The sequence below is a fragment of the Streptomyces sp. NPDC060366 genome (assembly GCF_042725135.1).
Taxonomy (GTDB): Bacteria; Actinomycetota; Actinomycetes; order Streptomycetales; family Streptomycetaceae; genus Streptomyces.
The window spans coordinates 178,111-200,950 of record NZ_JBHXDC010000008.1; the positions used below are offsets into that span (position 1 = coordinate 178,111).

Sequence of the window (22,840 nt, forward strand, 5' to 3'; positions counted from 1 at the left end):
GCCGAGACGGCTGCGGCCGAACCGACCGGCACGACCGGCGGGTGGCGGAGGCCCAAGCGGTGATCGAGGCGTTCACCGCGCGGCGGAGGCCGAATCGATCGTGACCACCCGCGCCCACGCGGGCGGCGAGTCCGGTACGTAGTCGGGGTCGCCCTCGTCCCACGACCGCGTCCGCCGGCGGTCGAACAGACCCACCACCGTCCGGCACGGTGGCCGGGTGTCGGGCCAGGGTGTCTGACCGTCCGTCAGGACCACGACGACGTCCGGACGCGGTCCTGTCCGGAGCACCTTGGCGAAGCCCGTACGCAGATCCGTACCGCCACCGCCCACCAGGGGGATTCCGGCGGCCCGGCACAGCGGGTGCACGAGCTGGGCCGACGCGTCGCACGGCAGCACGGAGACCAGGTCCCGGCGGCCACCCACGGCGCGGGAGATCGCGGCCACCTCCAGGAGCGCGCTGCCCAGTTCGTCGTCGCTGACCGACCCGGACGTATCGATGATCACCGCCACCCGGGGCGGCTTGCGCCGCAGGCTCGGCAGAACCACACCGGGCAGCCCGGCCGACCGCCGTGACGGCCGGCCGTACGTGTAGTCCTCGCCCGCGCCGGAACCGGAGGTCGCCGAGCGGACCGCCGCCCCCAGCAACTCCCGCCAGGGCTGCGGCGGATGGAACGCCTCCTCCGCCCACCGCTGCCACCCCCTCGGGGTGTTCCCCGGCCGGGCGTTGATGCCCTGCGCCACCCGGAACCGGACAGCGTCCCGTTCCTGCGGGCTCAGTCCGTGCGCGCCGTCGGGTCCCAGGTCCCACTCCCTCTCCAGCCCGTCGGCGCCACTGCCGCAGTCCAGCCAGGCCATGCTCTCTGTCAACGGCCCGAGGCCGAACTGGCGCAGATAGTCCTCCATCAGCTTTCCCTCGGACAGCCGCAACAGCCGTGGTTCGACTGCGCCTTCAGGCCGGACCAGGCCGTCACCGAACGCGTCGTCGTTGATCTCGCAGTCCGCCGCGATGTTCATCCGCAGCCGTTCGGCCCGGCCGGTCAGCCCACGCTCCCGCGCGACCCGGTCACCGCGTCCGTGGTGGTCACGGAGCAGGTGCGACACCTCGTGCACCCATACGCCGGCCAGTTCCTCCACCGGCGTCCGGGCCACGAACGCTGGCGAGACGTAGCACCGCCACTGCCGGTCGACGGCCATCGTCGGTACCCGCCACGACTCCACCACGTGCAGGGCGAACAGCGCCGTCGCCATGAAGGGCCGGGCCCGGACGGCGTGCAGCCGGGCGGCGAAGAGCTTGTCGAGATCCAGGGTTCCCGTCCCCGGCGTGTCCGCGGTCATCGTCCGGCCTTCGCGCCGCCCCCGACGCCCGCGACTTCCGCGGCACGGGCCGCCGCGCGGTCGGCCCGCCGGGAGAGCGACACCGCTCCGGCGAGCCGGTCGATCGACGAGGGGACGTCCCAGTCCTCCTGGCGCAGCGAGGCGAGCGTGGTCGCGGGGACGACCACCAGGTCCGGGGCCCCGGTCTCCATCGCCCGGACCAGCAGCGCCCACGCCGCGTCCCAGCGGTCCCTCTCCGGCCGCGCGCGTACCGCCCGTACCACCCCGTCGAGCACGGCCTGCCGCAGATCCCCCCGCTCGGGCAGGACCGCACCCGCCGGGTCGGCGAGAAGCGTTTCGGGGTCCGGGAGGTCCATCCGGTCCAGGCTCGCCAGCAGCTCCAGCCCCGGACCGTCCCCCACGGTGCCCCTGACGAGCAGGGAGAGCACCTCCCGTGACGACCCGGCCGCCGTCACGAAGGCGATCAGACGCAGTGTCATCTCCCAGCTCCGCGGGGACGGCCAAGGACCGCCCTGGCGGGCCTCGTTGCTGGGCAGCCGGTGGACGAGCGCGGCGCGGGCCGAGAGCAGACCGCACACGGCACGGCGGGCGAAGTCCACCGATTCCGGGAGGAGTTCGGGGTCGAGCCGTGGCAGCGTCGCCCGCGGCCATGTCCCGGCGAGACCGCGAACGACGACCTCGTGGTCGTGGACCCACTGAAGATGGACGAATCGGTTGGCCAGCGGCGGGCTCAGCTCCCAGCCGTCGGCCGCCGATGCCCGCGGATTGGCGGCGGCCACGATCCTCACGTCGGGCGGCAGTTGCAGGGCGCCGATCCGCCGTTCGAGTACGAGACGCAGGAGCGCGGCCTGAACGGCCGGTGGTGCGGTGGACAGTTCGTCCAGGAAGAGCAGCCCCCGGCCCGCCCGCACCAGTCGAACGGCCCAGTCCGGCGGGGCCATCGGGACACCCTGTTCGGCGGGATCGTCACCGACGACGGGCAGACCCGAGAAGTCGGAGGGCTCGTGGACACTGGCGATCACCGTGGTCAGCGGCAGCTCCAGGGACTCGGCGAGCTGTGTCAGCGCGGCGGTCTTGCCGATCCCCGGTTCACCCCACAGCAGTACGGGCAGATCGGCGGCCACGGCCAGGGTCAGCGCCTCCAACTGGATGTCGGGACGCGGTTCGGTGGTCGTGTCGCGCAGCAGGGCGAGCAGATCGTCCGCGACTTCGAGCTGGGAGGTGCGGGCCGGGCCGGCAGCGTTATCGGCAGAGGCGTTGTTGGCGGCATCGGTAGGGGCGAAAGGCGTGCGTGAGGACAAGTTTCATCACCTGTGGGTTCGTTGGTGCGCGAAGTGGGCGTGGGGGGACCGAGGTCCCCGTGTCGATCGGCGTGGTTCGGTTCAGCGAGGAGTGACGTCGCGCGGCCGTGAACGGACGTCACGGGGACGGGGACCGTGCGGCAAGTTGCGGCCGGACCGGGGACCGGGACCGACCATCCCCGCCCTGAACAGCCCGTAGTTGATCCGCCGTTCCGCGGCGGCCTCCAGCTCGTCCCGCAGTGGGCCGCCGCGCAGCAGCGCGTCGGGTCCCAACAGTCTCTCGACGACGGCCAGCGCACCGGCGGCGTCGCCGTGGTCCAGGCGTTCGCGGACACCACTGAGACTGTCCGGACTGCGGTGCGCCTCGTCGATCGCCCGCAGACAGGGCAGCGGAGTACCGCTCAGCGAGGCCAGCAGCTCCTCCCGCCGGATCTCGTCCGGTTCGTGGTCGAGCGGGGCCAGCACCCCGTCCACCAGGCCGATCCGGTGCCGAACTCCCCGGCACTCCACGAGACGGGCCTGTCCCGCGGGGTCCGTGACACGGGCCGGGCCGGCCGGAGTGTGGTCCGGTACCAGCGCCGAGGCGACCAGCGGGTGAAGCCGGTCGGCCTCGATCAGTCCGGCGCGGATCAGTTCCAGATCGGGGGGCACCCACGTCGCCGCGTCGGGCAGGACCGGCAGCGCGGATGCGACACCGTATGTGGCCGCGTTCGTGAGCCGCGGTACGGGCGGCCCGACACCGTCCCGGTCCGCGAACAGCTCCAGGTCCAGCCGGCGCCCGGCCCCGAACCGTACGGTGAAGGCTCCGGTGGAGCGCCCCTCGGCGTGCAGCAGGATCCCCGCCTCGGCCGCCCAACGGTCAACGGCGCAGGGGTACTCCGGCGGCACCGTCGCCAACACGTCCGGGTCCGTCGCGGGACGGCCGCCGGCCGGTGACGGACCGGACCCGGACCGTACGCGAAGCTCGTCCGTCCTGCGCGCGTCCCACAGATGACGGTGCAGATCGAGCCGGAACCGCCGGTCGGGGTGAGGGTGGGGATGGTGATGTGGATGGCCGCGGGCGCCGTGCGCCGTACGGGATCCGTCCCACAGCGCCAGGCTGATCCGCTGACCGGCGTCCGCCCAGGCAGGCGGAGTCCGGACCACGAGACGCACCGGGTACACACCGTCGCGCCCCGCCACGTCGTAACGGGCCAGCGCGACGGTCAGCCCCGGGCGCAGCAGCCCGTCGGGAGCGATTCTCGGCATGTGCCAGCGCAACAGGTCAGGAGCCAAGTGGCGCAGATCGGCGCGGAGTCGGGCCGCGAATTCCGAGCCGTGGGTACGCGCCGCGGTACGCGGATGGAGATCGACATCGATGCCCGCGGCGGCACATGCCCCCGCCCAGTCGCCGACATGACGGCGGGCGGTCGCGGTCTCGATCATGGAGGGCGGCACGGCGAACTCACGCACGCGCGGCCAGAAGGAGAAGCGGGAATTCCCGTTCACGGTCTCAGTGAGCATCAGCACTCACCTTGCGTGGACGGGTCCCCCAATCTGACGTCAGAGTAGGTAGTCATCGCGGTGACCATAGCGCTCCTCGCCCCGATCTGCCAGACGCTTATGACCGGACCCGGCCCCGGACCGCCCGTCAGCGTCAACCGACGCGCCCGTCAACGTGAACGCGAACGGGGTCTGTTGACACGCGGAGGTCAGCTCGCTTTACTCCTCGCAACGTCGGAGCTGAGCGACCAGAGCTGAGCACGCGGCGCCAGAGGTACGCCTAGCCGGTGGACGGGCCCACGGCCCGCAAGCCCGGACAGAGTCGCCAGGATCGCTCCAGGGTCCGAGGCGGGGACGTACCCTCCATTTTTCTGGAGCTCGACAGTGAGCATCGAACGTGCCCGTTCCCGCCGGTTCCTCACCGCGGTCGCGGCCCTCACGGCTGCTTTGATCACCCCCTTCCTCGCCTCGTCCTCCTCGGGCGCCCCGGCCGCCGACGTGCCCCTTCCCCCGGTCCACGCCGGGTTCGACTACCAGATCGGCGGCGGCTACGCGCCGCCGGCCGGGGTGGACGTGGTCAGCCGTGACCGCGAGGACTCCCCGGCGGCCGGGCTCTACAACATCTGTTACGTCAACGCCTTCCAGGTCCAGCCCGACGAACTGGACGAGTGGGCCCCCGACCTCCTGCTCCGCGACGCCGACGGCGAAGTCATCATCGACGAGGAGTGGGACGAGGCGATCCTGGACATCAGCACCTCCGGCAAGCGGGACCGCGTCGCGGCCAAGGTCAACGGCTGGATCGACGGCTGCGCGAGCAGCGGGTTCCAGGCCGTGGAGCCGGACAACTACGACAGTTACGAGCGGAGCCGGGGCCAGTTCGGCACCTCCGCCGCGATGGCCTTCATCACGCTGCTCTCCGACCACGCGCACGCCAAGGGCCTGGCGATCGGTCAGAAGAACACCGCCGATCTCGCCGAGTTCCGTGCCGACACCGGGCTCGACTTCGCCGTCGTCGAGGAGTGCGGGGAGTACGACGAGTGCGACTCCTTCACCGAACACTTCGGTGACAACGTGATCGTCATCGAGTACACGTCCAAGGGCCTCGCCACCGCGTGCGCGGGCTGGCGCGACAGCCTCAGCATCGTCCGCCGTGACCTGGACGTCGTGCCCATCGGCAGCAGCGGCTACCTCCGCCGGACCTGCTGACCCCGCCGGCGGCGTCGCCCCCTCCGGTGCTCTGCCCGAGGTGGCTCCGCCGGCCCGCCCGGTGACCGGTTTGTCATCAATCGCCGGACGGGTCCACCTGGTCGTTCACGAAGCCCGGAGCATGGAGGTACACATGGCCCCCGACCCCCGCATGTCCCGCCGCGGAATCCTGCGCCGGGGCTCCGGACTCGCGCTCGGCGCCGCCGCTTCTGTCGCGTCGTCGTCGGCCGCGCTGACCGGCTGCACCGGGGGCGCGGCCGACGGAGTCGACGCCGACGGCCGGGTCACCGTCGAGCTGTGGCACGGACAGACCGACACCGGCCTAGCGGCGATCGAGGCACTGGTACGGGACTTCAACCGGACCCACCCGAGGATCCGCGTCGACCCCGGCGGCGGCGTCATCGCCGACGCGATGCTCCAGAAGATCACCGCCGCGCTCGCGTCCGGCTCCTTCCCCGACATCGCGTACGTCTTCGGCTCGGACCTCTCCAGCGTGGCCCGCAGCCCCTCGGTCGTCGACCTCTCCGAGACCGTCCGCTCGGGCCCCGTCCCGTGGAGCGACTTCTGGGCTCCGGCGCGCGAGGCCGTCACCGTCAACGGCCGGGTACGGGCCGCTCCCGCCCTGCTCGACTCGCTCGCCGTCGTCTGCGACAAGAAGCTCTTCCGTGCCGCCGGTCTGCCCCTGCCCCGAGCGGGCTGGACCTGGCAGGAGTTCACCGACACGGCCGCGCGCCTCACCGACCGGCGCCGGGGCGTCTTCGGCACCGGCTGGCCGGGGGTGGGGGACGAGGACACGGTGTGGCGGCTGTGGCCCATGGTGTGGGACCTGGGCGGTGACGTCGTCGCGCGGGACGGGAAGTCGATCGGCTTCGCGAAGACCGGCGTACGGGCGCTGGGGACCGTGGAGGCGCTGGCCCGCGCCAAGAGCGTGTACATCGATCCCAAACCCGGCAGCGAGCAGATGTACCAGGTCTTCGCCTCCGGACGCATGGGCATGGTCGTCACCGGACCGTGGCAGCTCCCCGACATCCGCGACGCGGGAATCGACTACCACGTCGTCCCGCTGCCCAGCTACAGCCGCCGCCCGATGACCATCTCCGGACCCGACACCTGGACCCTCTTCGACAACGGCCCGGCCCGCGTGCGGGCCGCCCGTACCTTCGTGACCTGGCTGGCCCAGCCCGCCCAGGACGTGCGCTGGGGCATCGACGCGGGCAGTCTGCCGCTCAGCCGGCAGACCCAGGCGCTGCCCGACTGGCGGGCCCAGGACGCGAGGACGGCAGGGCTGGCGGTGTTCACGCGGGCGCTGGAGACCGCGCGCGTACGCCCCGCGCACCCCGCGTATCCGCAGATCTCGCAGGCACTCGGGCAGGCGATCGTCGCCGTACTGCTCGGCCGGTCGAGTCCCGCCGAGGCCCTGCGCCGGTGCGCCCGCACGGCCGACGCCGCGCTGCTCATCCCGCGTTGAGGAGAACCGCCATGCCGCGACTGCCCACTCCGCTCACGCTTCCCGCACCGGCCACCGACCGGCCGCGAGGCTCACCGCCGCGCCGCTCACCACCCGGCCGCTCACGGCTGCGCCGTGGCGAGTCCGCGACGGCCTGGGCCTTCATCTCGCCCGCCGTCCTGGTCATCCTCGGGCTGAGCGTCGTCCCCGTCGGCTGGTCCGTCCTGCTCTCCTTCCAGGCGTCCGACCTGGTCACCCCCAGCCGCTGGGTCGGCCTCGACAACTACCGTGCGCTGAGCCAGGATCCGAACTTCAGCCAGGCCGTACGCAACACCCTGCTCTACACCGCGCTCTATGTGCCGCTGAGCATCGGTCTGGGGCTGGCGCTCGCCCTCGTACTCAACCGGCGCATCCGGCTCGTGGGGCTCTACCGGACCCTGATCTTCGTGCCGTTCGTCATCTCGGCCACCGCCCAGGGCGTTCTGTTCTCCTTCATCCTCGACCCGGAGTTCGGCGCCGCCAACTCCGTACTGCACACGCTCGGCATCTCCGCCCAGGGCTTTCTCACCGACCCCGGTCAGGCCCTGCTCGTACTGGTCGCGATCTCGCTCTGGAGCGGCACCGGCTTCTGCGTCGTCGTCCACCTCGCCGCCCTCCAGGACGTCCAGCCGTCCCTGATCGAGGCGGCGCGGCTGGACGGCGCCGGGCGGTGGCAGCTCCTGCGGTACGTCACCCTGCCCGCCATGGCGCCGATGAGCGTGTTCCTGCTGGTGTGGCAGACCATCAGCGCCCTGCAGGTCTTCGACCTGGTGTACGTGACGACCAAGGGCGGGCCGCTCGGCTCCACCACCGTGATCGTCTACTTCATCTGGGAGCAGGCCTTCAAGAACTTCACCGCCGGTTACGGCGCGGCGGCGGCCTACGTGCTCGCGGTCGCGCTGGCCCTCGTCACCGTCGGCCTGCGGCTGGTCCGGGGCCGTGAACAGCGGCGCTCCGTACGGTCCGCGCACCCCGTACGCCTCGAAGGAGCCGGGAAATGACGGCCACCACCTCCGCCGCCACCGACACGCCCACCCCTGCCCCCGCCTCCGCCTCAGTACCGACCGGGCCCGAAGCCCGTCCGCCGCGCCGGCGGGGCCTCGCACGGCTGCCGTTCAGCGCCTGGCACCTGCTGCTGGCGCCCCTCGCGCTCGTCTTCGCGGTCCCGCTGGTCTGGCTGGTGCTCAGTTCGCTGATGAGCGACGCCGAGATCAACCGCTTCCCGCCCGCGCTGTGGCCCTCGGGCATCGACCTCGGCGGCTACCGCTATGTCCTCGGGAACGCGATGTTTCCCCGCTGGTTCGCCAACTCGCTGATCGTCTCGGGCGTCGCGGTCGCCTCCAACCTGCTGTTCGGCGCCCTCGGCGGGTACGCGTTCGCCCGTATGCGGTTCGCCGGATCTCGGCTGCTGATGGGGCTGATGCTCGCCACGATGGCGATCCCGTTCCAGCTCACGATGGTGCCGACCTTCCTCGTCATGAAGCGCCTCGGTCTCATCGACACCCTGGGCGCGCTGATCGTGCCGTCCCTCGTCACACCGTTCGCGGTCTTCCTGCTGCGGCAGTTCTTCCTCTCCCTGCCGAGGGAGTTGGAGGAGGTCGCGTGGATGGACGGCTGCTCGCGGCTGCGGGTGCTGTTCCTCATCGTCCTGCCGATGTCGCGGCCCGCGCTGAGCACCGTGGCGGTGCTGACCTTCCTGACCACCTGGAACGACCTCACCTGGCCGCTGATCGCCATCAACCACGACACGCAGTACACGTTGCAGCTCGGTCTCACGACCTTCCAGGGCCAGCACCACACCAAATGGGCGGCCGTCATGGCGGGCAACGTGATCACCGTACTGCCGGTACTGCTCGCCTTCCTCGTGGCGCAGAAGTCGTTCATCCAGTCCATCACCTCCACCGGACTCAAGGGATGAGACCGGACGGAACACTCCAGGAAAGCCCGATGCCACACACTTCGCACGCCTCCGACGCCTCGCCCGCCTACGATCTGCTGGTCGTCGGGGACGCCAACCCCGACGTCGTCGTCGGACCGCTCGACGCGCCGCTCGCCTTCGGCCAGCGCGAACAACTCGTCGGCACCGGGCTGCTGACCCTCGGCGGATCCGCCGCGATCATGGCCTGCGGTGCTGCCCGGCTCGGGCTGCGGGTCGCCTTCGCCGGGCGCGTCGGGGACGACGAGGCAGGGCGGTTCGTCGTGGCGGCGCTCGCCGCCCGCGATGTCGACACCGGCGCCGTACGGATCGACCCCGGCCTGTCGACCCCGCTCACCGTCGTGGTGACGCGAGGCGACGGTGACCGTACGATCCTCACCGCGCCCGGCACCCTCGTCACCACCCGCGCCGACGACGTCCCCGAGGCGCTGCTCCGCGACAGCCGCCATGTGCACGCCGCCTCGTACTTCCTGATGCCACGGCTGGCCGAGGCGCTGCCCGCGCTGTTCCGTACGGCGCGTGATCTGGGCGCCACCACCTCGCTGGACACCAACGACGACCCGGCCGGGAAGTGGGACACCGGTGGGCTCGGGGCGGTGCTCGACGTAACCGACCTCCTGCTGCCCAACGCCCGCGAGGCACGCGCGCTTGCCGGGCTGCCCGAGGACGCGCCCCTGGAGACCGCGGCACGCCAACTCGCCGCCCGTGGACCGCTGGTGGCCGTCAAGGACGGGGCGGACGGCGCCCTCCTGCACGACGGCCGCTCCTCGCTGCGCACGTCCGGCATCCCCGCCCGGCCACTCGACACCGTCGGCGCGGGCGACAGCTTCGACGCCGGCTTCGTCGCCGCCACCCTGGCCGGACGCTCTCCCGCCGACGCGCTCGAACTGGCCGCCGTCTGCGGGGCGTTGTCCACCCGGGCGTACGGCGGCACCCCCGCCCAGCCCACCTGGGACGAGGCGGGTGCCGCACTCCGCGCCGCCCCGCCGGTCTCCACCCGCCCCAGCGCCCGTAACAGCACCCGCAACGGAGAGAACGTCTCATGACCACCACCAAGATCGCCTTCATCGGCGCCGGAAGCGTCGTCTTCACTCAAGGGCTCCTGACGGACCTCTTCGCCTTCACCGAACTCCGTGACGTCCATGTCGCCCTGCACGACATCGACCCGGAACGGCTGGCCACGGCCCACGGCGCCGCCCGCCACATCGCCGCCCGTAGCGGGGCGGCCCCGCGCGTCACCGCGCACGCGGACCGCAGGGAGGCACTCGACGGCGCCCGGTTCGTCATCAACATCGTCCAGGTCGGCATGGGCGAGTCGACCCGTACCGACTTCGACGTACCCGCCGGCTACGGCGTGCGCCAGACCATCGGCGACACACTCGGCATCGGCGGCATCTTCCGCGCGCTGCGAACCTTCCCCGTACTGAAGGCCCTCGGCGCGGACATCGCCGAACTCTGCCCCGACGCCTGGCTGCTCAACTACACCAACCCCATGGCGATGAACGTCCAGTACCTCACCGCCGCCACCGGTCTGACCCGCGTCGTCGGTCTGTGCCACTCCGTCCACTGGACGCTGCGGGACCTGTCGGACCTGCTCGACGTGCCCTATGAGGAGGTCACTTACCTCGCGGCCGGGGTCAACCACCAGTCGTGGCTGCTGCGGTTCGAGCACGACGGCGCCGACCTCTATCCACGGCTCGACGAACTCATCGCCTCCGACGCCCAGTTGAGGCGCCGTGTGCGCGTCGACATGTACCGGCGGCTCGGCTACTACCCGACCGAGACGAGCGAGCACTCCGCGGAGTACGTGCCCTGGTACCTGGGCCACGACAGCGAGATCGAGCGGCTGCGGCTGCCCGTCGGCGCGTATCTCGGGATCGTCGACGAGAACGTCGCGCTCTACGAGAAGACGCGCGACGGGCTCGCGGCCGGGTCCCCGCCCGCGGTCGAGGGCACGATGGAGTACGCGCCCCAGATCATCCACAGCATCGTCACCGGCACCCCCCGCACCGTCTACGGCAATGTCCCCAACCACGGGCTCATCGACAACCTCCCCGCGACCGGGACCGTCGAAGTACCGTGCCTGGTCGACGCGTCGGGGGTGCGGCCGACCCGGATCGGCGCGCTGCCCGCCCAGTGCGCGGCGCTCAACCGCGGCTATCTGAGCATGAACGACCTGGTGGTCCGGGCGGCGCTTCAGGACGACCCGCGCTCCGTACGCCAGGCCGCGATGGTGGATCCGGCGACCGCCGCCGCGCTGCCCGTGGAACGCATCTGGGAGCTGTGCGACGCCATGGTGCGCGCGCACGGCGATCTGCTCCAGCCGGGACTACGGGAGACGGACCTGCTCTGACCGTCCGCCACAACCTTCTTGACGGGTGGACGCTCGATCTGCTCCGGGGGAAGAGTGGTGTCCTGGTCCGCGTGGCCGAAGTACAGCTCGGCGGTGATCCGTAGCGCGGCGGGACGCAGACTCCCGAAGATCGCGCGACGGGCGTATTGCCCCTGTGTGACGGGAGATTGACGGAGTGTCAAACCTGTGTCGCGGTCATGACATCATCCGGGAACGCTTGTTCCGGCCGAACACTCCAGGTCATCGTCGTGGTGCGGCCTACGACCCCGTACGCCGTCCCCACCCCGGCGCGTGACCATCAAACGCGCCACCGTCCGAGGAGGACCCTCTCGATGGCAGCAGTACGCGACACCAAGCGGCGGGCCGCCGTGGCGATCACCACCGCGGCGACCCTGGCGGCGGTACTCGGCGCGGGCCTGGCCGCCCCCGCCCAGGCGGCCCCGGCGGAAGGCAGGATCCTGCACGCCGGCGCGGCCGAGGCGGTGCCCGGAAGCTACATCGTCACGCTGAAGCAGACGGCCGGACTCAAGGCGTCGACCGCCCAGGGCAAGAAGCTGATAGCGGGCTACGGGGGCCAGATCAAGCGCACCTACACGTCGGCACTCAACGGCTACGCCGCCACCCTCAGCAGCGCCGAGGCCAAGCGGCTCGCCGCCGACCCGGCGGTCGCGTCCGTCGAGCAGGACCAGAAGGTCCACTCGACCGCCACCCAGACCAACGCGCCCTGGGGTCTGGACCGTATCGACCAGCCGAACCTGCCGCTGAACGGCACGTACAACTACCCGGACTCGGCGGGCGGCGGCACGACCGTCTACGTTCTCGACACCGGCGTCCGCATCACCCACCAGGAGATCAGCGGCCGGGCCTCGTACGGCTGGGACTTCGTCGACAACGACGCCACCGCCCAGGACGGCGCCGGTCACGGCACACACGTCGCCACGACCGTCGCCGGCACCACCTACGGCGCCGCGAAGAAGGCGAAGATCGTCGCCGTGCGCGTCCTCGGCAACAACGGCTCCGGCACCACCGCCGGGGTTATCGCCGGCGTCGACTGGATCACCGCCAACCACGTCGCCTCCTCCGTCGCCAACGTCTCGCTCGGCGGCGGGCCCAGCACCACGCTGGACGACGCGGTGCGCAGATCCATCGCGTCCGGCGTGACGTACTCCATCGCGGCCGGCAATTCCGGCGCGCTCGCGTCCAACTACTCACCCGCCCGGGTGTCGACCGCGATCACGGTCGGCGCCACCACCAGGACGGACGCGCGGGCCACGTACTCCAACTACGGCCCCACCGTGGACATCTTCGCGCCCGGTTCCGACATCACGGCCGGCTGGAACACCTCGGACAGCGCCACCTACACCGGCAACGGCACCTCCTTCGCCGCGCCGCACGTGTCGGGCGCCGCCGCGGTCTATCTGACCAACCACCCGGGCGCCTCCCCGGCGGCCGTCGCCACGGCGCTGGTCAACGGCGCGACGTCCAACGTCATCACGGGCGTCGGGACCGGCTCCCCGAACAAGCTGCTCAGGCTCGTCCCGTAACGGCAACCACCGCACTACGCACCACCGTGTGACGCGTGACGACCGGGGATCCGGGCGTGGGACAGTACGTCTCCCACGCCCGGGTCCCCGGCCCGCGTCACCCGCTCACACCCGCGCCCCGTTGTCGGCCCGGCGTCCGCGACTCGGCACCTGTCGCGTCCGGCCCGCGCCACGCCGCCCGCGCCCCTGCGGGCTCCCCTTGTGACGTGCCTCCATCGCCAGCGCCACCGGCACGGCCGTGAACACGGACGAGTACGTGCCCACACAGATACCGATGAGCAGGGCCAGCGCGAAGTCCCTGAGCGAGTCCCCGCCGAGTACCGCCAGCGCCGTGAGGATGAACAGCGCGCCCATACCGGTGTTCACCGTTCTGGGCACCGTCTGTAGTACGGCTGTTCGCGCGGTCGGCAGCAGGGAGGCGTTGGGTGTCCTCGCCCACAGCTCACGGACACGGTCGAAGACCACCACGGAGTCGTTCACCGAGTAACCGATGACGGTGAGCAGCGCGGCGAGGAAGATCCCGTCGACGGGACGGCCCATCCATGCGAAGACCCCGATCAGGATCACCACGTCGTGCACCAGCGCGGTCACCGACGCGACCGCGAAGGACCACCTGAACCGCACGGCCAGATAGAGGAGTTGGACCCCGACGGCGATCCCCAGCGCGATCAGCGCGTGGCGCCTCAGCTCATCACCGAGGCTGGGGCCGATCAGATCGTCCCGTATCTTCGTCGTCTCTCCGCCCTCCTCGCTCAGGGCGCTCCGGATGGCGGCCTCGGCCCGCTCGCCCGTGTCCCCGGTGCGTACGGAGAGTTCCTGCCGGCCCGCCGTGGTGACCTCGGCGTCGGCGAAGCCCGCGTCTGCCAGGGCCGTGCGAGCCGTGTCGACGTCGACCGGCCGGGTCGTCGCGTACTCCATGAGCCGCCCGCCGGTGAACTCCACGCCGAGGTTCACCCCGCGCAGGGCGACGCCCAGCACCGCGACGGCCATCACCGCCGCCGAGACGACCAGCCACCGCCGCGACCTGCGGAACAGATCAGGGGCGCGGCGGGTCAGATACGTACGTACGCGGCCCGGCAGACCGATTCCGTTGACGCCCGGGAAATCGGCGACGAAGCGGGAGCGCGTCGCCAGGTCGGTCAGTGCCCGCGCGATGACCAGGGCGGAGAACATCGACACGAGTACGCCGATTCCCAGGGTGACGCCGAACCCCTTCACCGGCCCCGAGCCGAGGGCGAAGAGAAGGCCCGCCGCGAGCAGTGTCGTCACGTTGGAGTCGATGACCGCGGTGCGGGCGTTACGGAATCCGGCGGCCGTCGCGGACCGCAGGGAGCGGCCGGACCGTGGGGTGCTGCTGGAACGGCCCGTGTACTCCTCCCGCGCCCGTTCGAAGGCCAGCACGTTCGCGTCGACCGCCATACCGATGGCGAGCACGAACCCGGCGAGCCCCGGGAGCGTCAGCGTGACGCCGAGCGCGACCAGGGCGGCGTACGAGATCAGCGCGTACCCGGCCAGGGCCAGCGAGGCGAGGCCGCCGAAGAGGCGGTACACGAAGGTGATGAACAGGGCGGTGAGGCTCGCGCCGATCACCGCGGCCCGCGCGCTGGCGCTGATCGCCTCGGCGCCCAGCGTCGGGCCCACGGTGCGCTGTTCGACGACGTCGACCGGTACGGGCAGGGCCCCGCCCTTGATCAGCAGCGCCAGGTTCCTGGCCTCCTCGGCGGAGAAGGACCCGCTGATCTGGGTCGTACCCGACGGGAGTCCGGCTCCGCAGCTCACCGAGGGGCTCACCTGTGGCGCGGAGATCACCTTGTCGTCCAGCACGATCGCGACCCGGCGCCGCTCGTCCTGCGGCGGATGGCAGGCGGCTTCCCCGGTCAGCCGTGTCCACGCGCGGGACGCCTCGTCACGGAAGTCGAGGGAGACGGACCAGCCGGCTCCCCGCTGCCCGTCGAACTCCGCGCGGGCGTCCTTCACCCCCGCGCCCGACAGGTCCGAGGCGCCGAGCCTGAGCCGGTTCCCGTCCTCGTCGGCGAGGACCAGCTCCTCGGGCTTATCGTTCTTATCGGGCTTTTCGGTCTTCTCGGGAGGCTCGCCGGCGGCGAGGCCGTTGACGGGATGGAAGGTCAGCTGGGCGGTCCGGCCGAGCACCTCGGCGGCCTTCCGCGGGTCGGTGACGTCGGGGAGTTCGACGAGGACACGGTCCTCGCCGGAACGCGTGACGGTCGGCTCCGCGACCCCGAGCGCGTCGATCCGCTGCCGCAGGACCTCGACCGTACGGTCGGTGCTCTCCCGGTCCGCGGCCGCGGTCGCGGAGTCGCGGGCCTGGAGAACGATCCGGGTGCCGCCCTGTAGATCGAGCCCCAGTCTGGGGCTCATGGTGAGTGTGACGAAGAGCGATACGAGCAGGACGGCCAGGGCCAGAACTGCCCGCACCGTGGTGGCGCGAGTCATGGGGTTCCTCCGGGAGGGCGCCGGAACGCGCCACCCCCACGAGGGAGACGGGCCTGGCTTCAGGCCCGCCCGGCTCTACCGGGGGCGGTGTGTCGGCGCGGAAACGGGACAGTGCGGATGACTGCTCCCGGAGGGAGGCCCGCGGACGTCGGGCAGTCCCGAGGGCCGGACCGTCGGTGCGGTGACGCCGGAACGTACGCCGCACTCCACGACGGCGTGGGGGAGGGGAAGTCCGGTGGCGAGCGGCACGACGCCCGTGTCGGGCTGCGGCGCGTGCTGCTGCCTGGTGTGCTCGGGTGTCCACAGACCCGTGGACGCCGCCCGGGTCGGCGCGCCCGCGTGGCTGTGGGCGGCGCGGGGCGAGTCCCGCCGGAAATCGCCGGACCGCTCGGACCGCTCCGAGCGCGTCGGCCGGTCGGCCTGCTGGGGGAGTGTCCGCTGGACGGGAGTGGCCGCCGCGGCGCCGGAGCTCGTGGCGCCGAGCGCCGACGCCGGTGCGGGAGCGACCAGGGTGACGACGCCGAGGAGCAGCGCCGACAGCACCCCCGCGGCACGCTGCCGAACTCCCCAAGCCGTTCGCCGCACCCGTGAGTTCGTCGGCACCGGCCTCGCGCGGTCACCGCGCGGCTTGCGTGCCTGGACAATCACCGTCTCAAGGTACCCGTCGCGCGCCGACGGGGGCGCACCGCACAAGAACTCGTGTGCGGGCTCCGCCCGTCGGCTCTTCGCGCGCCCGGGTCCGGATGCCGGTTCGGATGCCGATTCAGATGAGGGCGGCGCGTACGTCGGCGAGCGCCTCGTCGAGCGTGCCGGCCGTGTTCTCGTGCCCGCTGAATCCCTCGTCGTCGGCGGGGTCGACCGTCCAGCCCCAGCCGCTCTCCGGGTGCCCGTCGATCGTCGCCGCGTGCTCGCCCTTGGTGAGGGTGATCGACACGTTTCCCGCCGGGAAAGTGGTCACCTCGGCGTGCGCGCTGTTCCCGAACGCGTGATGGATGGCGTCGAGTGCTTCCTGCTCGGTGGTCATGGCTGCTCCTGGATATGAGGACGGCCGATCGCGCGGCCGCCGGGATCGGTGAGGGTGTGCCGGCCGGTCCAATCGAACGTCCATCTCCGGGCTGATGTCGAGCCCGACACTCCTTCGGGATCACCCTTCAGGGGGACAGTTCTGTTCGAATTTTCAGGTCTAGTATCGCCGTGTTCCCGCCCATGCAATTGCATGACGGGATTACGCGCACCTCCCGTCTGCGGCTTTACCTCCCTATGGACGGGAGTCGGCGGTGAATCGGCGGGAAGTCCGATTGTTCGAAAACAGCTAGGGAGAAGCGTATGGACGGCTATCGCAACGGTGTCTCGGCGGGGTCCATCACGGCGGACTGGATCAAGAGCCGGAAGAGTACGGCCAACGGTCAGTGCGTGGAACTGGCGGCTCTTCCCGGCGGTAAGGTGGCGATGCGCAACTCGACCGATCCGGACGGTCCGGCGCTGATCTTCGACGCGCTTGAGATGGCGGCTTTCCTGGACGGTGCGAGGAAAGGTGAGTTCGACGCGCTGTAGTTCAACTGGCGTGTTTTGAGCACCAGTTCGGTGGGACATGCGAGCTTTCGCCGTGCCATGATGAGCCACGCTTATTCATGAACGGAGCATGCGTGTCCCATCCGCCAGACACCCCGGTCCCGCTTTTCGGCCACGCTCCCGACCCCGTTCGTCAGCGGAGTCTCAATCCGACCGCCGCCGGTATCGTGCTCGGCCTTGAACTGCGCGGAATGCGCGAGGCGCGTGGAATCACCGCGAGCGCCTCGGCGAAATCGATCAACGCGTCCGTTTCCAAGGTGAGCCGGCTCGAACGGGCACAGAGCCCGCCGGACCCGCGGGACATCGACATGCTCGCCGACCGGTACGGGGTGACCGCGGCCGAGCGCGCCGATCTCGCGCTCCTCGCCCGCCGCGCGGTGGAACCGGAGTGGTTCGACCGCTACTCGGACTACGCGGCCTCGTGGATGCAGCGCCTGATCGGGCTGGAGTCGGAGGCCGTGTACTTCTGCGCCTACGAGGCACGGATCACGCCGGGCCTTCTCCAGACCGCCGCGTACGCGCGCCAGATCATCAGCGACGGCCTCCGTGTCTTCGAGGGCGACCAGGTCGAACAGCGTGTCCAGCTGCGACTGGAGCGACAGCGGCGGTTCTTCGAGCAGCCGGACCCGCCCAGAGCGGTCTTCCTGCTGGACCGGTCCGTACTGCTCCGCCAGGTCGGCGCCCCGGGGATCATGGCCGAGCAGCTGCGCAGACTCCTGGAGTACAGCGACCGGCCCGGCGTCACCATCCGGTTCGTACCGCTGGACAGCAGCGTTGTGTCCAACCACGGCTCCATGGCCCACCTGCGCTTCGGCCCCCTCGGGCCACCCGCCATGGTGTATGTCGAGGGGGACGACTGCGCGACGTACTACGTGAAGCCGGACGACGTGGAACGGCGCGTGGAGCTGATGCTGCGCCTCAGCCACGAGGCGGCGGCCTCCTGGCGGGACAGCCGGGCCATACTGCTGGACGCGATCAAGCGGTACGAGGTCTAGGAACGGCCCTGCTCCCCGGTACTTCGGCCAGACCGCCGTACTCCGTCCACTCGATGCTGCGCTGCCGCCTCTTGAGTTCGGAGTCCGGACGCCAGTCCGTGACGTCCACCAGACCGGGTGACTGGATCCGAAGACCGTCGAAGTACCGGTCCACCTGGGCCCGTTCACGTACCTGGCCCCATCGGCCGTGGGTCTGCTCCAGCATCATCTCCGTCACCTGCCGGCGAAGCTCGGCGTCGTCGCTGACCAGCTGACAGATCACCACGAAGCTGCCGGGGCGCAGACGGTCCACGACGCGCGTGACGAGGTCGCCGGGCCCCGAGGCGTCGGGAATGCAGTGCAGCACGGAGTTGAACAGCACGCCGACCGGCTGATCGAGGTCGATGAGACGCTTGAAGTCGGCGTGCTCCAGGATGTATTCGGTCTCCAGCATGTCCGACGCGATGACCACGCTCCGGTCGTTCTCGTCGAAGATGGCCTGACCGTGCGCCAGGACGACGGGGTCGTCGTCGACATAGACGACACGTGACCGCGGATCGACCGCCTGTGCGATCTGATGGACGTTGTTCTGCGTCGGCAGACCGGACCCGAAATCGACGAACTGCCGAATTCCGTGCTCAGCGGCCATGACGCGTACGACACGCTCCAGGAACCAGCGATTGTTCCGGGCCAGTTCCTTCGTGGTCGGTGCGACCTTCAGGAGCTCCTCGGAAGCTCTCTGGTCGACTTCGTAGTTGTAATGGCCGCCCAGCAGCCAGTCGTACATCCTCGCCGCACTCGGAACGGATAAATCGACACGCCTGTTGTCCGTCAACGGAAAGACCCCTCCCGGTTCGAGCCCCGATCTCGCCAGGGAATGCGCACCCATCCTAGGAGTGCGGACCGTGGGCGCACCACCACTGGTGGCACGGATGTCACTGCGGGGAAGCGTGGTGCTCCAGTTGTCTCAGTGCCGTGTCGGAGAACTGCCGCCGGGCCGTCAGAAGGGACGCCGTCACCGTCGGAATGTCGATACCCATCAGATCGGCTATGGCCTCGGGCGTCATGGACAGCCGCCACCGCAGCAGTGCGGTGTCCGCGGTGTCCTGGGGAAGGGCGCAGTACAGCCGTCCGACGGCCGGATCCTGTCCGTCCGCGTCTCGGCTCGCGGCCTGGATCTGCGCGCGCAGTTGCTGCCACGCGTCCGCCGCGGGGCGCGCGTTGCGCAGGAGTTCGCTCCACCGGCCGGCGACCTCCGAGATGGTCGCCTCGACGGCGGCCTGACTCGCCGTCTCGTCGAGCAGTCTGGCCCGTGCGTACGACAGGTAGTGAATTCTGTGCAGCTGCACGAAGGCGGCGAGGCCGAGGAGACTGTGCTGATTCATCGGCCGGCTGCGGGCATCGGTGACAGGCAGGGCTCGCGGGTGCGGATTCAACACGTCTCCTTCCGGGGGCTCGTCGCGAAATGCGGTCCACCGCTCCGTGACGGGAATCGCTACGGAAATACCTGACGAACCGATGGGCCCCTTACTCGGAGCTGTGACGACCGTACCGTGTGTCCCTCCGCGGTCCCCGCGAATACCCGTTCATGCAAAGTCAGATTTCAAAGACATGCTGACGAGCGTCTCCCGCTCATGAATTCGCAATCGAATTCGAATTCCGTGCGTTTCTTCGGCTCACGGGACCCGGCGTCGATCCGGATGAGTGCTGTCGGAGGGGGTGACGTGCGTCCAACTCGCCCCTAACATCCGATGTGTTGGCTCAACGGTCGATCAAATCGGGGCACAAAGTACCCAATTGGTGCTTCAGGGTCGGATGTATCCACCGGACCGCTCGCGGAGGAGTGTCGGAATGCGCAAGGTGATCGGCCTCATGCTCGCGTTGCTGCTCGCAGTCGGAGCGGCGGCCACGAGCCCACCCACGGCGGTCGCCACCCCGGCCGACCGCCCCGACCGCCCCGACGGACCGGACGGACCGGACGGACCGGACGGTCCGGCCGTCCGCGGCATACCGGGCGCGATGGATCTCAGCGCGGACAAGGACCTCGCGGCCTGGCAGCGGCTCCAGTTCGGGATGTTCATCCACTGGGGTCTCTTCTCCGAACTGGGCGGCGTCTGGAAGGGCGAGCCGGTCACCTCCGGATACAGCGAGCAGATCCAGATGTGGGCCGACATCTCGGAGGAGGAGTATCTGGACGTCGCCGCGCGCTTCCGCCCCGACAGCTTCGACCCCGCCGGGATCTGCTCGCTCGCCAAGCGCGCCGGCATGCGTTACGTCGTCATCACCAGCAAGCACCACGACGGCTTCTCCATGTTCGACACCGCCACCACCGACTACGACGTGACGGACGCGACTCCCTACGCCAAGGACCCGCTCAAGGCGCTCGCCGACGAATGCCGGGGCCAAGGACTGAAGTTCGGCTTCTACTTCTCCCTCGTGGACTGGCACCAGGGCCACGACTTCGACGGCGGCAACAACAATCCGATCCCCGCCTCGATGGAACCGGTGATCAAGGCGCAGATCCGCGAGCTGATGACCGACTACGGTGACATCGCCGAGGTGTGGTTCGACATGTCGTCACCCACCGACACGCAGAGCGAGGAGTTCGCCGGCATCGTCCGCGAACTCCAGCCGCGAGCGGCGGTCAACAGCCGGGTGTGGAACAACAAGGGCGACTTCCGCACGCTCGGCGACAACGAGATTCCCGACGTGGCGCTCGACGGCGCCTGGCAGACCCCCGCGTCGATCTACCACGACACCTGGGGCTACCGGAGCTGGCAGGTCCGTGACGACCTGCCGGGGAAGATCCGGGACCTCGTCGTCGGACTCACCGGCGTCCGGGCCCGTGGCGGCAACTATCTGCTCAACATCGGCCCGCGCGGCGACGGTTCGGTGGTCGAGTTCGAGGCCGACGTCCTGCGCGGCATGGGCGACTGGCTCGACCGGCACCCCGACGCCGTGCTCGACGCGTCCGCCACCCGGTTCGGCGGCCAGTCCTGGGGTGAGGTGACGGTCAACGACCACGACCTGTTCCTGCATGTGACCGACTGGCCGGAGTCCGGCGAACTACGCCTGCCGGGCCTCGCCACCCCCGTACGGCAGGTCCGTGAGGACGGCGCGGCGCGGACGCTCGACTGGCGCCGCGACGGTGACGACGTCGTGGTGACACTCCCCGAGAATCCGCGCGACCAGGTGCTCCCGGTGGTCAGGGTCGAACTCGGCTCCGAGCTCAGGATCATCCCCGCCAACACCGTCTCCCTCGCCCGCGACGACTCCGGCGGCAACGCGCCGGCCGTACTGGGCGCGGCGGACTTCGAGGACGGCTACAGCTACGCCGACGACGGCAGTTACCCCAGCACCCGGCGGACGACCGTGCGCCACACCGCGTACGTCACCGCGGCCCGTGCCGGACAACTGTCGCTGGCGGTACGGGGAGAGGCCCGCCCGGACGCGCTCTACCGCGTTCAGGTCGGAGAGCGTGCCGAGCTGGTGAAGGGGAAGGACCTGACCCGCGAGGCCGTCGGCTCCTTCCCCGTACGGCCCGGCCGGGTCACCCCCGTCACCATCACCCTCGCCCGGCCGGAACACACGGGCGAGGAACTCGGTCTGCGCCTCGACGCGATGCTCGTCGCACCGACTGGCAGCGTCGTCTCCTGGGCGCAGGCGCCCGATCAGCTCACGGTGGGCACGGCGACGGACATCCCCGTCCACGTCACGAACCTCGGCCACGGCAAGGCGCGCGGCACCCTCGCGCTGCGGGCACCGCGAGGCTGGGCCACGGGCACGGGAGAGAAGTTCGGCGGCCTGGCGACGGGCCGCACCCACACCGCCACGGTCCCGCTCTCGGTGCCGGTGGAGACGGAGACCGGACCGGCCGCGCTCACCGCCGTAGTGACCGGTGGCGGACGGGTTCTGGAAGTCACCAGCCAGGTCGAGGTCGTCCTGCCCAACGTGGCGCGCGGCAGGACGGCGACCCAGTCGAGCACGGCATGGGACGGCGTCGCGGCCCGCGCCGTCGACGGCGACACCGCCGGGGACTATCTGCGCGACAACACCACGACCCATACCGCGGAACCCTCGAACCAGGCGTGGTGGCAGGTCGACCTGGAGCGGTCCCACAGCATCGACACCGTCGAGATCTGGAACCGCACCGACTGCTGCGCGGAACGTCTCGCCGACTACTGGGTGCTGGTCTCCGACACGCCGTTCACGACCGGCTCACTGGAGGAGGCGCGCACCGCGCCCGGCGTGAGCGCCGTCCATCTGAAGGACCAGGCGCGACGCCCGACGGATGTCGCGCTCGGCGGGGCGAAGGGCCGCTACGTACGAGTGCAGTTGGCGTCCTCGACGGATCCGCTGTCCCTGACGGAGGTCGTCGTCAGGGCCCGCTGACCGTACGGACCGGGTGGTCGCGGGGCCCGCGACCACCCGGCCTGTACGGCGCGGCTCGGTACCGCCCGGCTCAGTACCGCTCAGCCACCCAGTCGTACCAGCTCCGCATCCCCTCGCCCGTGGTCGCCGACAGCGCCAGCGTCGTCAGGCCCGGATTGACGGAGCGGGCGTACTCCTCGCAGCGGGCGACGTCGAAGTCGACGTACGGCAGCAGGTCGATCTTGTTGATGATCACCAGATCCGCGGCGGCGAACATGTACGGATACTTGAGCGGCTTGTCCGTGCCCTCGGTGACCGAGATGATCACGACCCGGCTGCGCTCTCCGAGGTCGAAGAGGGCGGGGCAGACCAGATTGCCCACGTTCTCCACCAGGACGAGCGATCCGGTCGACGGTGTCAGGGTCGTGAGCGCGTCCCGCATCATCTCCGCGTCCAGGTGGCAGCCCGCGCCGGTGTTGACCTGGACGACGGTGCTGCCCGCCCGCTTGATCCGGTCGGCGTCGAGCGTCGTCTCCTGGTCGCCCTCGATGACGGAGACCGGGCGCCGGCCCGCGAAGTCCCGGATGGTGCGCTCCAGGAGGGTGGTCTTGCCGGCGCCCGGCGAGCTCATCATGTTCACCGCCACGATGCCCTGTTCGGCGAGCCAGGCGCGGTTGCCCGCGGCCAGGTCCTCGTTCTTGGCGAGGACCCGCTGTTCGAGGGTGATGGTCTCGCCGCCGCCGTGCGGGTGCGTGTGGGGTACGGCGATTCGCGTCCCGCCGCCCCCTTCGCTTCCGCCGGAGCAACCGCACGTACCGCACATAGG

At 70.7% G+C, this 22,840-nt stretch carries 19 protein-coding genes and 1 pseudogene; 10 read left to right on the forward strand and 10 right to left on the reverse strand.

From position 1 onward, the window contains the following. Positions 1–72 precede the first annotated feature (72 nt). From ACFWHU_RS21200 to ACFWHU_RS21210, 3 genes are all read right to left on the reverse strand, one after another. The gene (locus tag ACFWHU_RS21200; RefSeq protein ID WP_385792470.1) at positions 73–1,335 is read right to left on the reverse strand and encodes a VWA-like domain-containing protein; all 1,263 of its coding nucleotides are present in this window, start codon (positions 1,333–1,335) and stop codon (positions 73–75) included. Then, complete coding sequence (locus ACFWHU_RS21205) at positions 1,332–2,531, reverse strand: AAA family ATPase (RefSeq protein ID WP_387226546.1); 1,200 nt, start codon at positions 2,529–2,531, stop codon at positions 1,332–1,334. The genes ACFWHU_RS21200 and ACFWHU_RS21205 overlap by 4 nt, the downstream gene beginning before the upstream one ends. 186 nt (positions 2,532–2,717) lie before the next feature. Next, a complete protein-coding gene (locus ACFWHU_RS21210; RefSeq protein WP_385792468.1) occupies positions 2,718–4,139 on the reverse strand; it encodes a hypothetical protein in 1,422 nt (473 codons plus the stop codon). Positions 4,140–4,502: 363 nt separating this feature from the next. On the opposite strand from ACFWHU_RS21210, the gene ACFWHU_RS21215 reads away from it, so the two are divergent. The 6 genes from ACFWHU_RS21215 to ACFWHU_RS21240 all read left to right on the forward strand — a co-directional run bounded on the left by ACFWHU_RS21215 (position 4,503) and on the right by ACFWHU_RS21240 (position 11,099). Then, entirely contained in the window at positions 4,503–5,324 is an 822-nt protein-coding gene (locus ACFWHU_RS21215; RefSeq protein WP_385792467.1) for an endo alpha-1,4 polygalactosaminidase, read from the forward strand. Positions 5,325–5,457: 133 nt separating this feature from the next. Continuing rightward, entirely contained in the window at positions 5,458–6,792 is a 1,335-nt protein-coding gene (locus tag ACFWHU_RS21220) for an ABC transporter substrate-binding protein (protein ID WP_387226311.1), read from the forward strand. 11 nt (positions 6,793–6,803) lie between these two features. Further along, a complete protein-coding gene (locus ACFWHU_RS21225; protein WP_387226313.1) occupies positions 6,804–7,811 on the forward strand; it encodes a carbohydrate ABC transporter permease in 1,008 nt (335 codons plus the stop codon). Further along, positions 7,808–8,728, forward strand: coding sequence for a carbohydrate ABC transporter permease (locus ACFWHU_RS21230; RefSeq protein ID WP_387226315.1), 921 nt, complete (start codon positions 7,808–7,810; stop codon positions 8,726–8,728). Before ACFWHU_RS21225 ends, ACFWHU_RS21230 begins: the two co-directional genes overlap by 4 nt. 29 nt (positions 8,729–8,757) lie before the next feature. Further along, positions 8,758–9,792 (forward strand): carbohydrate kinase family protein, encoded by a 1,035-nt coding sequence (locus ACFWHU_RS21235; RefSeq protein WP_387226317.1) that lies wholly within the window; start codon positions 8,758–8,760, stop codon positions 9,790–9,792. Further along, positions 9,789–11,099: an alpha-glucosidase/alpha-galactosidase gene (locus tag ACFWHU_RS21240; RefSeq protein ID WP_387226319.1), complete on the forward strand. Its 1,311-nt coding sequence runs from the start codon at positions 9,789–9,791 to the stop codon at positions 11,097–11,099. The genes ACFWHU_RS21235 and ACFWHU_RS21240 overlap by 4 nt, the downstream gene beginning before the upstream one ends. Positions 11,100–11,128: 29 nt before the next feature. On the opposite strand, the pseudogene ACFWHU_RS21245 reads toward ACFWHU_RS21240, so the two are convergent. Then, positions 11,129–11,206 (reverse strand): annotated as a pseudogene (locus ACFWHU_RS21245) (dienelactone hydrolase family protein); the annotation flags it as partial. A 225-nt stretch (positions 11,207–11,431) separates the two neighbouring features. Here ACFWHU_RS21245 and ACFWHU_RS21250 point away from each other — a divergent pair. Continuing rightward, positions 11,432–12,643, forward strand: coding sequence for a S8 family peptidase (locus ACFWHU_RS21250; protein WP_385792461.1), 1,212 nt, complete (start codon positions 11,432–11,434; stop codon positions 12,641–12,643). Positions 12,644–12,748: 105 nt separating this feature from the next. Here ACFWHU_RS21250 and secD read toward each other — a convergent pair whose 3' ends face one another. From secD to ACFWHU_RS21265, 3 genes are all read right to left on the reverse strand, one after another. Beyond that, on the reverse strand, positions 12,749–15,097 hold the full coding sequence (gene secD / locus ACFWHU_RS21255; RefSeq protein ID WP_387226321.1) for a protein translocase subunit SecD: 2,349 nt from the start codon (positions 15,095–15,097) through the stop codon (positions 12,749–12,751). A 75-nt stretch (positions 15,098–15,172) separates the two neighbouring features. Further along, complete coding sequence (locus ACFWHU_RS21260; protein ID WP_387226323.1) at positions 15,173–15,745, reverse strand: hypothetical protein; 573 nt, start codon at positions 15,743–15,745, stop codon at positions 15,173–15,175. 115 nt (positions 15,746–15,860) lie between these two features. Further along, positions 15,861–16,121 (reverse strand): hypothetical protein, encoded by a 261-nt coding sequence (locus tag ACFWHU_RS21265; protein WP_385792458.1) that lies wholly within the window; start codon positions 16,119–16,121, stop codon positions 15,861–15,863. Positions 16,122–16,423: 302 nt separating this feature from the next. Between ACFWHU_RS21265 and ACFWHU_RS21270 the strand changes: the two genes are divergently transcribed. Further along, positions 16,424–16,651 carry a DUF397 domain-containing protein gene (locus ACFWHU_RS21270; protein WP_078078586.1) on the forward strand — a complete coding sequence of 76 codons (228 nt, stop codon included), beginning with the start codon at positions 16,424–16,426 and terminating at the stop codon, positions 16,649–16,651. A gap of 92 nt (positions 16,652–16,743) precedes the next feature. Beyond that, the gene (locus tag ACFWHU_RS21275; RefSeq protein WP_387226326.1) at positions 16,744–17,664 is read left to right on the forward strand and encodes a helix-turn-helix domain-containing protein; all 921 of its coding nucleotides are present in this window, start codon (positions 16,744–16,746) and stop codon (positions 17,662–17,664) included. On the opposite strand, the gene ACFWHU_RS21280 is transcribed toward ACFWHU_RS21275, so the two are convergent. Beyond that, positions 17,645–18,478: an SAM-dependent methyltransferase gene (locus ACFWHU_RS21280; protein WP_387226328.1), complete on the reverse strand. Its 834-nt coding sequence runs from the start codon at positions 18,476–18,478 to the stop codon at positions 17,645–17,647. The two genes, ACFWHU_RS21275 and ACFWHU_RS21280, sit on opposite strands and share 20 nt — an antisense overlap. A gap of 100 nt (positions 18,479–18,578) precedes the next feature. Then, on the reverse strand, positions 18,579–19,028 hold the full coding sequence (locus tag ACFWHU_RS21285; RefSeq protein ID WP_387226330.1) for a hypothetical protein: 450 nt from the start codon (positions 19,026–19,028) through the stop codon (positions 18,579–18,581). A 466-nt stretch (positions 19,029–19,494) separates the two neighbouring features. Between ACFWHU_RS21285 and ACFWHU_RS21290 the strand changes: the two genes are divergently transcribed. After that, on the forward strand, positions 19,495–22,035 hold the full coding sequence (locus tag ACFWHU_RS21290; protein WP_387226332.1) for an alpha-L-fucosidase: 2,541 nt from the start codon (positions 19,495–19,497) through the stop codon (positions 22,033–22,035). A gap of 70 nt (positions 22,036–22,105) precedes the next feature. Here the strand turns inward: ACFWHU_RS21290 and hypB are convergent, their stop codons facing one another. After that, positions 22,106–22,837 carry a hydrogenase nickel incorporation protein HypB gene (gene hypB / locus ACFWHU_RS21295; protein WP_387226334.1) on the reverse strand — a complete coding sequence of 244 codons (732 nt, stop codon included), beginning with the start codon at positions 22,835–22,837 and terminating at the stop codon, positions 22,106–22,108. Positions 22,838–22,840 lie beyond the last annotated feature (3 nt).

Excerpts from the sequence above, each read along its gene's own strand:
- hypB (WP_387226334.1), bottom strand. The coding sequence starts at position 22,837 with ATGTGCGGTACGTGCGGTTGCTCCGGCGGAAGCGAAGGGGGCGGCGGG.
- ACFWHU_RS21230 (WP_387226315.1), top strand. The coding sequence starts at position 7,808 with ATGACGGCCACCACCTCCGCCGCCACCGACACGCCCACCCCTGCCCCC.
- ACFWHU_RS21225 (WP_387226313.1), top strand. The coding sequence starts at position 6,804 with ATGCCGCGACTGCCCACTCCGCTCACGCTTCCCGCACCGGCCACCGAC.
- ACFWHU_RS21220 (WP_387226311.1), top strand. The coding sequence starts at position 5,458 with ATGGCCCCCGACCCCCGCATGTCCCGCCGCGGAATCCTGCGCCGGGGC.
- ACFWHU_RS21290 (WP_387226332.1), top strand. The coding sequence starts at position 19,495 with ATGCGCAAGGTGATCGGCCTCATGCTCGCGTTGCTGCTCGCAGTCGGA.
- ACFWHU_RS21200 (WP_385792470.1), bottom strand. The coding sequence starts at position 1,335 with ATGACCGCGGACACGCCGGGGACGGGAACCCTGGATCTCGACAAGCTC.
- ACFWHU_RS21235 (WP_387226317.1), top strand. The coding sequence starts at position 8,758 with ATGCCACACACTTCGCACGCCTCCGACGCCTCGCCCGCCTACGATCTG.
- ACFWHU_RS21250 (WP_385792461.1), top strand. The coding sequence starts at position 11,432 with ATGGCAGCAGTACGCGACACCAAGCGGCGGGCCGCCGTGGCGATCACC.
- ACFWHU_RS21265 (WP_385792458.1), bottom strand. The coding sequence starts at position 16,121 with ATGACCACCGAGCAGGAAGCACTCGACGCCATCCATCACGCGTTCGGG.
- ACFWHU_RS21240 (WP_387226319.1), top strand. The coding sequence starts at position 9,789 with ATGACCACCACCAAGATCGCCTTCATCGGCGCCGGAAGCGTCGTCTTC.
- secD (WP_387226321.1), bottom strand. The coding sequence starts at position 15,097 with ATGACTCGCGCCACCACGGTGCGGGCAGTTCTGGCCCTGGCCGTCCTG.
- ACFWHU_RS21210 (WP_385792468.1), bottom strand. The coding sequence starts at position 4,139 with ATGCTCACTGAGACCGTGAACGGGAATTCCCGCTTCTCCTTCTGGCCG.
- ACFWHU_RS21270 (WP_078078586.1), top strand. The coding sequence starts at position 16,424 with ATGGACGGCTATCGCAACGGTGTCTCGGCGGGGTCCATCACGGCGGAC.
- ACFWHU_RS21285 (WP_387226330.1), bottom strand. The coding sequence starts at position 19,028 with ATGAATCAGCACAGTCTCCTCGGCCTCGCCGCCTTCGTGCAGCTGCAC.